The organism is Pararcticibacter amylolyticus, assembly GCF_003130405.1.
In the GTDB taxonomy this organism is placed as follows: Bacteria; Bacteroidota; Bacteroidia; order Sphingobacteriales; family Sphingobacteriaceae; genus Arcticibacter; species Arcticibacter amylolyticus.
On sequence record NZ_QEAS01000007.1, the window covers coordinates 17637 to 28640 of the forward strand.

General features: G+C 47.7%; 4 protein-coding genes. All 4 read left to right on the plus strand.

Annotated elements, in window-relative coordinates; genetic code table 11:
• The first annotated feature begins 4 nt into the window (after positions 1-4).
• Positions 5-2167 carry an alpha-L-rhamnosidase-related protein gene (locus DDR33_RS09535; protein ID WP_109415559.1) on the plus strand — a complete coding sequence of 721 codons (2163 nt, stop codon included), beginning with the start codon at positions 5-7 and terminating at the stop codon, positions 2165-2167.
• Between the two features lie 53 nt (positions 2168-2220).
• Positions 2221-5484: a glycoside hydrolase family 2 TIM barrel-domain containing protein gene (locus DDR33_RS09540; RefSeq protein ID WP_238387742.1), complete on the plus strand. Its 3264-nt coding sequence runs from the start codon at positions 2221-2223 to the stop codon at positions 5482-5484.
• Between the two features lie 20 nt (positions 5485-5504).
• Positions 5505-8942, plus strand: a complete 3438-nt coding sequence (locus tag DDR33_RS09545; RefSeq protein WP_109415760.1) for a glycosyl hydrolase — start codon at positions 5505-5507, stop codon at positions 8940-8942.
• Between the two features lie 14 nt (positions 8943-8956).
• Positions 8957-11004: aceric acid hydrolase (locus tag DDR33_RS09550; RefSeq protein ID WP_238387743.1), on the plus strand; the 2048-nt coding region annotated here is incomplete at its 3' end.

The window sequence follows — 11004 nt, forward strand, 5'->3', positions numbered from 1 at the left end:
AACAATGAAAAAGATTTTTATCCTATTAACAATGCTTTCATTAGGAGCTGAACTGACAGCTCAAAGCAGGGCGACCTGGATTTGGTATCCGGGAGATTTTGAAGTATGGCTGAGCAACAGGATGCAGAACAGGAGGACGGAAAGAGGATCATTCTTTCCGCCGTTCTGGAGAATGGATAGCCATTTTGTGCTTGTGGACTTTCACAAGGTCTTTGAGGTTCCTGCGGAAGAGCAGGTGGAGCTTCATGTGGAAGGGCAGTATAATGTAAAAATCGACGGCAAAGGGATCAGTGGTTATCCCCGTACTATTACAATGCCGGCGGGAAAGCATAAGTTAAGTTTAAAGGTGTTCTGCCAGGACCGGGTGCCGGCTATCTTCGTGAAAGGAAAGTCTGTGGTTTCAGATTCCTCCTGGCTGGTGACTTATGAAGATAAAGAATGGATTGATGCCAGCGGTAAAGCATCCGATCAGTCGGGCACAACATGGTTATCGGCAGGAAGCTGGAATTTTGACAGTTCTTCCACCCCGCCGTCGAAGTTCACTTTGGCTACAACTCCTCAACAGGCAGTAAAAACTGAGAAGACGGCTGACGGCCTCCTGGTTGACTTCGGAAAAGAGACATTTGGCTATGTTAAGCTGGAAGGGCTGAAAGGGCAGGGCCGGGTGTCTGTCTATTACGGCGAATCGAAAGAAGAAGCGCTTGCAACAGAAACCTGCGAGACGCTGGATCATCTGGACATTAACTTGCCTGCAAAAAAATATACGCTGACGAGCCTTACTAAGGCATTCCGTTTTGTAAATATAAAATTTGACAGCGGCATCAGTCTCGATAAGGTTTCTATGCTGTATGAATACCTGCCAGTGGCCGACAGAGGCGACTTCCGCTGTTCGGATGCTGAGATTAATAAGATCTACGATATTTCTAAATATACCTTCCACCTGAACACAAGGGAGTTTTTTATTGACGGAATTAAACGCGACAGATGGATCTGGTCGGGCGATGCCTACCAGAGTTTCCTGATGAACTATTATTTGCTGTTTGATTCGCCGTCCGTTACACGGACACTCCTGGCCCTGAGAGGAAAAGACCCGGTGAGCAGTCATATGAACACCATCATGGACTATACATTCTACTGGTTCCTGGGCATCAGCGACTATTACCTTTATACCGGAGATAAAAAATTTATTGAGCAGTTCTATCCGCGGATGCAAAGTCTGATGGAATTCTGTTTAGCACGCCGTAATGCCAGTGGCCTGATGGAAGGCTTGCCGGGCGACTGGGTCTTCATCGACTGGGCAGACGGGTTAAGTAAACAGGGAGCAGTTAGTTTCGAGCAACTTCTACTGGCCAGAAGCCTCGAAACTATGGCTACCTGTGCCGGTATCGTGAATGACAAAGACGGGGTTACGAAATACGGGAAGCTTGCCGAAGATCTTAAATCCAGGTTATTCTCTGTTTACTGGAACGAGCAGAAACAGGCCCTGGTGCACAGCCTTGTTGACGGGAAACAGACAGATAATGTTACCCGCTATGCCAACATGTTCGGGATTTTCTTTGATTACTTCAGCGAGCAGCAGAAGCAGGGAGTAAAGAAGAATGTGCTTCTCAACGATAAGATCCAGAAGATCACCACCCCTTATATGAGGTTTTATGAGCTGGAGGCGCTTTGTGCAATGGGCGAGCAGAAACATGTGACAAGCGAGATGAAAGACTACTGGGGCGGCATGCTCAAATTAGGAGCTACATCGTTCTGGGAAGAATATGATCCATCCAAAAAGGGTGCAGAACATTACTCGATGTATGGCCGTCCGTTTGGTAAGAGTTTATGCCATGCCTGGGGCGCCAGTCCTCTTTACCTGCTGGGAAAATATTACCTGGGTGTGAAACCCTTAAGCCCCGGTTATGCTACATATGTTGTAGAACCCGCCCTTGGGGGGCTGAAGTGGATGGACGGAAAGGTTCCTGCACCTTCCGGCGATATAAAAGTCTATTGCAGCACCACTGAGATCAGGGTGCAGGGGATAGCAGGCAGGGGAGTATTAAGAATTAAGAGTAAAACAAAGCCTTCGGGAGACAGACTGGATGTGAAATCTCTTGGAAGCCAGATATATGAAATTGGGATAGCACCTCACAGCACTGTTAAGGTAAAATATTCCGCTTTGTAATGAAACAGGAAAATATGATGCGTAAGCTTTTTGTTGTTTATTTATGTTGTTTAATGTCAGGGAAATTCGTTAGTTCCCAGACAGTTGACGGACTTCCGGCCGCCATTCCTCCCGTACCGGGGATCTATAGCGCTGAGCCATGGGAAGATCCCCTGGTCACCAGCATTAACCGCGATCCTATGCGAACCACGGCCTATTCTTTCAAAACGGAGAAGGACGCGCTGTCGTGTGACAGAAGTAAGAGCACCAGGATGCTTTCGCTGAATGGAGAATGGGACTTCTCTTTTGCTTTTAAACCTGCTGATGCACCTAAGGATTTTTATAAATCGAAGGTACAGGGCTGGAAGAAGATTGAGGTGCCATCCAACTGGGAATTGGAAGGCTATGATATCCCTATTTATAAAAGTGCTGTATATCCTTTCCGTCCTGTAGATCCGCCGCGTATACCGAAGGATTACAATGCTGTCGGTTCTTACCAGCGAAGCTTTACCGTTCCGGCTGAGTGGAAAGATATGAATATCACACTTCATTTCGGAGGAGTGAGTTCAGGCTTTAAAGTATGGGTGAACGGGATATTCCTGGGATATGGAGAAGACAGCTGTCTCCCGTCCGAATTTAACGTAAGTCCTTACCTGAAGGCTGGTGAAAATATCGTATCAGTACAGGTGATTCGCTGGGCGGATGGTTCTTACCTGGAGGATCAGGACCATTGGAGGATGAGCGGCATTCAGCGCGAGGTGATGCTGCTGGCAGAACCCAAGGTCAGGATCGCTGATTTTCACTGGCAGGCTAAACTTGATAAAGACTACAAAGACGCCATATTCAGCATCCGCCCGAGGGTAGAAAACCTGACAGGAAAGGAAATAAAAGGATACCAGGTAAAGGCACAGCTGTATAATAAAGCCGGGCAGCCTGTTTTCGCAAATCCCCTTGAGAGAAGTGCCGAATCTATCATCAATGAAATCTACCCCCGCCTGGATAATGTGAAATTTGGCTTACTGGAGACAACGGTGAAGAATCCGGATAAGTGGAGTGATGAACAACCCAACTTATATACGCTTGTTCTTTCTCTGACTGATTCGACAGGGAGAGTGCTGGAAGCCAAAAGCTGCCGTGTTGGCTTTAGAAGCATAGAGTTCTCTAAAGAGAACGGAAAGCTTCTGATCAACGGGAAGGTTACTTACTTATATGGCGTAAACCGTCATGATCATGACCCTGTTAAAGGAAAGGCGCTGTCGAGAGAAGACATCCGCAGGGACGTTGAAACAATCAAAAGATTTAACTTTAACTGTATCCGGACCAGCCACTATCCCAACGACCCTTATTTCTACGAGCTCTGTGACCAGTATGGCATCATGGTAATGGACGAAGCTAACTATGAGACGCACGGTCTGGGTGGAAAGTTAAGTAACGACCCCCAGTGGACCCATGCTTTTATGGAGCGTACCATGCGCATGGTGATGAGGGACAAAAACCATCCAAGCATTATTATCTGGAGTCTTGGAAATGAAGCGGGAAGAGGTCCTAACAATGCAGCGCAGGCGGCCTGGATCCATGATTTCGATATTACCCGCCCGGTTCACTATGAACCTGCTATGGGTAGTCATCAGCTGGAAGGATATATTGATCCTTCTGATCCCCGATATCCAAAGACAAACGACCACTCTCATCGCCTTCAGAATCCTTTGGATCAATACTATGTTGACATCGTAAGCCGTTTTTACCCGGGGATATATACTCCTGATTTGCTGGTGAACCAGAAAAACGGCGATAACCGGCCAATTCTTTTTGTGGAATATTCTCACTCGATGGGAAACTCGAATGGGAATATGAAGGAGTTCTGGGATATCTTCCGTTCCCGGCCAAGACTTATCGGTGGCTGTATCTGGGAATTTAAGGACCATGGGATCATAAAAAAAGATTCTTTAGGGAACGATATGCTGGCCTATGGTGGTGATTTCGGTGAAAAAAGGCATGATGGCAATTTCTGTATAGATGGAATTGCCGCGTCAGACGGCAGGCCGAAGGCGGCTATGTATGAATGTAAACGGGTATATCAGCCGGTGGAATGCAGTCTTACAGATGCAAAATCCGGATTGCTCAGGATCAGTAACAGGCATGCTGTAAAATCTCTGGACGGATATGCCGTTACACTTAACATCAGGGAAGACGGAAACGTGATAAAAACTTACCAGTTGCCTTCTTTCGGTTTACCGGCAGGAAAAGACACCGTGATCAGCATCAGGAAGTATTTTCCTTCTATGAAGGCTGGAAAGGAGTATCTGGCAGATATTCATTTCTCTCTTTCTAAAGATGAGAACTGGGCACCAAAAGGACATGAAGTAGCCTCTAACCAGGTTGCTTTAACACCGGTATCTTCTGGGAGGCTGCCTTCCAGCCGTTCTTATCCCACCCTTAGCAAAACGGAGAATGACAAAGATGTAGTTCTCTCTGGAAAGGGCTTTAAAGTGAAGATCAGTAAAGAGAACGGAGCCTTGTATTCCTATGAATGGAACGGCGCAGAGCAAATCTTTAAGCCCTTGCTGCCTTGCTTCACAAGACCTCAGACCGATAATGATAAGAAAGGCTGGAAACCGCAGAAGAAACTTAAAGAATGGTATCAGAATGATCTTAAGCTGGAAAACGTGACTGCTGAAGAGAAAGGGAACGGCATTGTCCTTATCACAAGTAACTATACGTTAATTGACGGTAAAGCTACAACCCGTATTACTTATACACTCAACGGGGACGGGGTTTTAAAAGTTGATTATTCCCTCAATCCTTCGGCCGGATTGCCGAATATTCCGAAGGTGGGTTTACAATGCGGTATAAAGAGGAACTACGATCTGATCAACTGGTACGGAAAAGGACCTCTTGAAAACTATGTTGACAGGCGCTATGGATTTGATGCAGCGATCTATTCTCTCCCTTTAGAACAGTTTATGGAACCCTATGTATATCCTCAGGAAAATGGAAACCGTACGGATGTAAGATGGATGTACCTGAAAGACCGGAGTAAAGACCAGGGACTGATGGTGGTTGCCGATAGCTTATTGAGCATGAGTGCCAGGCCATATACCGATCAGAATATCGAAGCTGCCAAACACCAGAATAAGCTGAAGGATGCAGGTTATCTTGTCCTTAATATTGACCTGGTCCAGATGGGGATCGGGGGAAATGACAGCTGGTCGGATGTGTCACAGCCATTGCCTCAGTACCAAATTCCGTCAAAACCTTATAAGTATAGTTTTTACATGCTGCCGGCGAAGATGAAAGTGGATGGAGCCTCAGCACTTTCCGGAAGGATTAAGTTTTAGAAATGAGAAATTACAGGAATATGAAAGGCCTATACGTTGCTTTGCTCATCTTGACCGGGCTGTCAGGAAGTACCCTGAATGGGCAGCCTAAAGGGCTTCCCGATCATATCAAACCTATAGGCGAGGCAGCAAAGTCATGGGTGTTCTGGTACTGGATGCATGGTGCATATTCCAAAGAGGCCATAACTGCAGATCTGGAGGCCATGAAACAGGCTGGTATTGGAGGCGCTTATCTGGCCCCTATTAAGGGAAAAACAGATCCTCCTTTATATACTCCGGCCATCGATCAGCTTAGTCCTGAATGGTGGCAGATGGTTCGCTATGCGCTGGACGAAGCCGATAGGATAGGGCTTAAGATTGCGATGCTTCCCAACGACGGCTTTGCAACCGCGGGCGGCCCGTGGATCACACCGGAGCATTCAATGCAGAAGGTGGTTTCCTCTTCCGTCCTGGTAAAAGGGGGACGGACGTTTAATGATACCCTGCCTTCTTTGCCTTCATATAAGGGATATTTCAGGGATATTGCGGTGTTTGCCTATCCGGCCGCCCCGGGAACGGGCATTTCAACAAAGACAGTCGTTCCGAAGGTCACTACGAGTACAGGGGCGGATGCGTCGTTCCTGGTGAAACCGGGTAATAAACAAAATTTTGGCAGTAACGATTCCTGCTGGATTCAATATGAGTTTACCAGGCCATTTACCTGCCGGTCGGTCGTGATCCATGTAAATGGCTTTAATCATCAGTCAAACCGCCTGATCGTACAGGTGAGCAATGATGGCAAAAATTACCGTACAGCTGAACGGCTTCAGCCGCCCAGGGCAGGATGGCTTGACTGGGATGCTGATGTTACTCATGAAATTAAACCTGTAACCGCACGGTTCTTCCGCTTTATCTACAATAAAGAGGGCTCAGAACCCGGCGCGGAGGACCTGGATGCTGCGAAATGGAAACCGTCTCTTAAGATTGCAGGGATAGAATTATCCTCAGAGGCACGTATCCACCAGTATGAGGGGAAGACGGGGGAGGTATGGCGTGTCAGCCCAGGGACAAATAAAGAACAATTGCCAGACTCTTTGTGTGTACCGCTGGCCTCTATAAGAGAGATCACCCAATATACAGATGGCAAGGGGCGCCTGAAGTGGAAAGTTCCGGCAGGCAACTGGGTGATCCTGAGAGTTGGATATACGTCGACAGGGCACATGAACGAGACAGCAGGTGCAGGGAAGGGGCTCGAGTGTGATAAGTTCAATCCGGAAGTTGTAAAAGTACAGTTTGATAAATGGTTTGGTGAGGCACTTCGTGTAGCTGGCCATGATCTGGCAAAAAGAGTACTGAGCATTTTTCACGTGGACAGCTGGGAGTGCGGAAGTCAGAACTGGTCGCCTGTTTTTCGGGACGAATTTAAAAAACGGAGAGGGTACGACCCGGTCTCCTATCTGCCTGCAATGGCTGGAGTACCTGTTCAGAGCGCTGATGTTTCCGAGCGTTTTCTGTATGATATCAGGCAAACGATATCGGAGCTGATCACCGATAACTTTTTTAAGACGCTTAAGCAGCTGGCTCATGAAAAGGGCTGCATCTTCACTTCCGAGACGACAGCTCCTGTTATGGCTGCCGACGGAATGCTTCATTTTAAAGAAGTAGACATCCCGATGGGGGAATTCTGGCTGCGCAGCCCGTCTCATGACAAGCCTAACGATGTACGTGATGCGATAAGCGGAGCACATATATACGGAAAGAACATTATTCAGTCTGAAGCATTTACAGAGGTAAGGATGCATTGGGATGAACATCCCGGAAATCTCAAAACCTTGCAGGACCGGAATTATGCCCTCGGGGTAAACAGGCTTGTTTATCACGTGTATACACATAATCCCTGGATGGACCGCAAGCCGGGAATGACCCTGAACGATGTGGGTTTGTTGTTCCAGAGAGATCAGACATGGTGGAAGCCGGGAAGAGCCTGGGTTGAATATGCCGAACGCTGTCAGACCCTGCTTCAGCAGGGTCGGCCGGTGGAAGATATTGCTGTATTTACCGGGGAAGAATTTCCAAGAAGAGCCCTGCTGCCTGATCGTTTTGTATCGTCTTTACCGGGGATCTTTGGAAAAGAAGTAGTGGCAGCGGAAAAGGAACGGCTGGCCAATAAAGGTATACCCATGCGTGAAATGCCGGTTGGCGTAAACACCGTGGCGAATATGGCAGATCCGGCGAACTGGACTGACCCCCTGCGTGGATATGCATACGACTCATTCAATGCAGATGCATTGCTTAACCTCGCGGTGGTTCGCAATGGTCGTATAGAATTGCCGGGAGGTGCAAGTTATGCCGTTCTCGTTCTGCCGGGAAAACACCAGATGGAACCGAATTCTGGTTTAATGAATATTCGTGTTGCCGAACGTTTGCTTCAGCTTGTGAAAGAGGGTGCCACTATAGTGCTGGGAGACCGCCCGGTTTCTTCTCCGGGCCTGAAAGATTTTGCAGATGCGGATAAAAAGCTGGAGAAAGTGGCAGAGGAATTATGGGGTGGTGCTTTTGCTGCTGTTCAAAGCGGTTCAGCACCCGTTATGATGAAACAGGTTGGGAAAGGACGGGTAATACAAGGCCCTCTTGCTGCCGGATCATTTGATTTCATTGGAATTGCCCGCGATTTTAAAGCAACAGGCAGGAGCAATGGAAATCCGGGTAAAATAGCCTGGAACCACCGGAGTACTTCCGACTCTGAGATTTATTTTGTTTCCAACCAGGATTCCATGGAGAAGGAGCTCCTGCTTTCATTCAGGGTAAAGGAAAAGGCCCCTGAAATTTATGACCCTGTAACAGGGAGAACGATCCGGGCTGGTGTGTGGAATGTCTCCGGCGAGCGGGTGGAACTTCCTTTGGTATTTGCTCCGAACGCTTCTTATTTTGTGATATTCAGGGATAAAGCAGCCCCGGAAAATGATAGTAAAGGAAAGAATAGCCTGGAGTTTCAGAAAGTTACTACCATTACGGGAGACTGGTCGGTCCGCTTCAACAGTGCTCTTGGCGGGCCTGAGAAGCCTGTTATATTTAAGACTCTGACCGACTGGAGCCAAAGCCAGGATACATTAATCCGTTACTATTCAGGTACGGCTGCATACCAGAACAGTTTTAAGTGGAAGAGATCTAAAAGCGGTGAACGCATTTGGGTTGATCTTGGACATGTTGCCAATATCGCGGAAGTAAAATTAAACGGCTTAAGCTGCGGGGTTGCCTGGACGGCGCCTTACAGGGTTGACATCACCGATGCGCTGAAGAACGGAAAGAACGAACTGGTGATTGAAGTGACGAATACCTGGTTCAACCGGATGCAGCATGATCAGACATTGCCTGAAAACCAGCGTATAACCCGCACTACTGCTCCTTTCCGTCTTGGAAAGCGTCCTTTATTAAAAGCCGGGCTTACAGAGCCGGTCACCATCCTTTCAGAAAAATGATAACGATTAGAATAATGAGAGATAAATTAAAGACAGGTTTAATTCTGGCAGCTTTGTCTGCCGGCATGATCATGTTTGCAGACGACAGCCGCGGACAAGATAAAAGCCTTGTAAATACGACATCCAGCCCTTATGTGAAGTTGAAAAATGTCAATATGGGCGATGTGAAACTAACGGGCGGCTTTTGGGCCGAGCGCCTGAAAGTTTGCCAGGACTCCATGATCCCTTACATGTGGAACCTGTATAAGGATCCCGAAGTGGCACATGCTTTCAGGAATTTTGAAATTGCTGCCGGTCTGAAAGAAGGCAAACATTCTGGTCCTCCTTTTCACGATGGTGATTTCTATAAGCTGATTGAGGCGCTGAGTGCCATGTATGCGATAACCAAAGATCCAAAGCTCGACAAATATATAGACGAGGTGATCCCGGTGATTGCAAAATGCCAGAGAGCTGATGGCTATATTCACACACCAACGATGATTGAAGAGCGAAATTCGAAAGGGAATGCCTCCGAGTTTAAGGATCGTCTTCATTTTGAGACCTACAATATGGGCCACCTGATGACAGCTGCCTGTGTGCATTACAGGGCCACCGGGAAGACTTCTCTTCTTGATCTGGCGAAGAAGTCAACGGATTACCTCTACAATTTCTACAAGAAATCATCTCCTGAGCTGGCGAGAAATGCCATTTGTCCTTCTCACTACATGGGAGTAGTGGAGATGTACCGTACCACCCGCGACCCGCGTTACCTGGAATTATCGAAAAGCCTCATAGATATCAGGGGCCTGGTAGAAAACGGTACGGACGATAACCAGGACCGCATCCCTTTCCGCAAACAAACAAAGGCTATGGGCCACGCTGTCAGAGCCAACTACCTTTATGCCGGTGTAGCCGATGTATATGCAGAAACGGGAGATACCTCATTACTTAAAAGGCTTGACCTGATGTGGGACGACGTGACCCGGCATAAGATGTATATTACCGGGGCCTGCGGGGCATTGTATGACGGAGTATCACCCGACGGGACCTCCTATGAGCCGACAGATGTTCAGAAGATCCATCAGGCTTATGGCCGGGATTACCAGCTTCCCAATTTTACGGCTCACGGTGAAACATGTGCCAATATCGGGAACATGCTTTGGAACTGGAGAATGCTGACAATGTCGGGCGATGCCAAATATGCGGATATTGCAGAGCTTACTCTTTACAACAGTATCTTATCCGGGATCAGCCTGAACGGAACAAAGTTTTTATACACGAATCCCCTGAGCTACTCGGATGATCTTCCTTTTCAGCAACGCTGGTCTAAAGACAGGGTGGGGTATATCGCCCTTTCCAACTGTTGTCCGCCTAACGTTGTCAGAACGATTGCAGAAGTGAACAACTACCTGTACAGCGTTTCTGATAAGGGGCTTTGGTTTAACTTATACGGTGGCAGCAAACTATCCACAAAATTAAAAGATGGATCGACCGTGAAACTGACGCAGGAGACAGCCTACCCCTGGGACGGGAATATCAGTGTGAGTTTTGAATCAGCTCCGTCGAAAGCATTTTCTGTTATGATGCGCATCCCCGGATGGTGCAGAGGCGCTGCTTTAAAGATAAACGGTAAGGCTCAGCAGGAAGAACTTACTTCAGGCACTTACGCCACAATTACCAGGAAATGGAAAAAAGGAGATCGTATTGAACTCGTTCTTCCAATGAACGCCACCCTGGTGGAATCTAATCCGCTGGTGGAGGAAACCCGCAATCAGGTTGCCGTTAAAAGAGGCCCGGTGGTATATTGCCTCGAAGCGAAGGATCTCCCTCAAAATGTGAAGATGTTCGATGTAGCCATTCCCTCCAATGCTGCCTTTACTCCCAAAGAGATAACTGTCAGCAACAGCAATTTAGTCGCCCTGGAAGGGGAAGGAATCCTTACCGGCAAAAAGAACTGGAGCAACCAGCTATATCGTGAAATATCTCAGGACAAACCGGAACCTGTGAAGATCCGCCTGGTTCCTTACTACGCCTGGGGCAACAGGGGACATAGTGATATGGAGGTGTGGATACCGGTGAGATG